This window comes from Vibrio sp. vnigr-6D03, from assembly GCF_002835515.1.
Lineage (GTDB): Bacteria > Pseudomonadota > Gammaproteobacteria > Enterobacterales > Vibrionaceae > Vibrio > Vibrio penaeicida.
In genome coordinates this window covers 1-844 of sequence record NZ_PIZL01000056.1, presented here as the reverse complement: position 1 = coordinate 844, position 844 = coordinate 1, and the positions used below count along the sequence as shown (strand labels likewise).

1 protein-coding gene is annotated in these 844 nt (G+C 40.5%); it reads right to left on the bottom strand.

Features of this window, described 5'->3' with window-relative positions; genetic code table 11:
* Positions 1-38 precede the first annotated feature (38 nt).
* Positions 39-389: a hypothetical protein gene (locus tag CW749_RS26985; RefSeq protein WP_101115568.1), complete on the bottom strand. Its 351-nt coding sequence runs from the start codon at positions 387-389 to the stop codon at positions 39-41.
* Positions 390-844 lie beyond the last annotated feature (455 nt).

Below are 844 nucleotides of genomic sequence, written 5' to 3'. Positions count from 1 at the left end.
GTTGTTTGTCGGTTTGAAGCTTTTGTTATATGAATTGTTCAGTAAATACGAACATGCCCCACTTGAGCATAAGAGCTACCCGCCCAAATTGGGGTACACTTGTCCACAACGTATACATCAACATCTTTTTGAGACGCAGATGCAGTCAAAAACAATGAGAACCAAGACTTCTCCTTGCTAGAATCAAAAACTACATGACCGGCATCAGGGAGATGACCGCCATTAACACTGCACTTCCCAGGATTATTAAATGATGAAAAGCGAACTAAGGTCTGCGTTTCAGTCAATGTGAAAATTCCTGTTACTTTAACCTTTCCTGTCCAACCTGCTGCTGCACTTACAGATTGGGATATTAAGATTAATACTATAAAAAATATCGATTTCTTCATTTAGGTCTCCTTCATATAACACCTGCTTAAGTGGCTGCCAATGTAATACAACGGCTACCGCATTGCACCTTAAACACAATTATTACTGCAAACCGAAAGTGCCACGCGTTGGCAGTCCGCTTGAAGCGTTTGTTGTAGAGCAACAAGTAACAAACTCTCTTGGCAATGAAGCACTTAGCTTGCATTCAATGAACAGTATCTTAGCCAACAAAACCTTCTGCAATTAGTCCACAATACCCAAAACACAGAATCAGTCGAGAATTGAGAAGAGCAAACCGAAAGCCAAATTTCAAAATTTGATTGAATTGAGAGATTTTAGGAAAACATACAGCAGCTTGGCTTGTGAGGATTTTCCACCTTGATAATGGTTGAGGAGCCGAACTTTCCAGCAATGAAGCCAACAATGATCGAAAGCCTTACAACCCCTAAATTACAAAAGCGCTATAACGCCCAGT

Excerpts from the sequence above, each read along its gene's own strand:
- CW749_RS26985 (WP_101115568.1), bottom strand. The coding sequence starts at position 389 with ATGAAGAAATCGATATTTTTTATAGTATTAATCTTAATATCCCAATCT.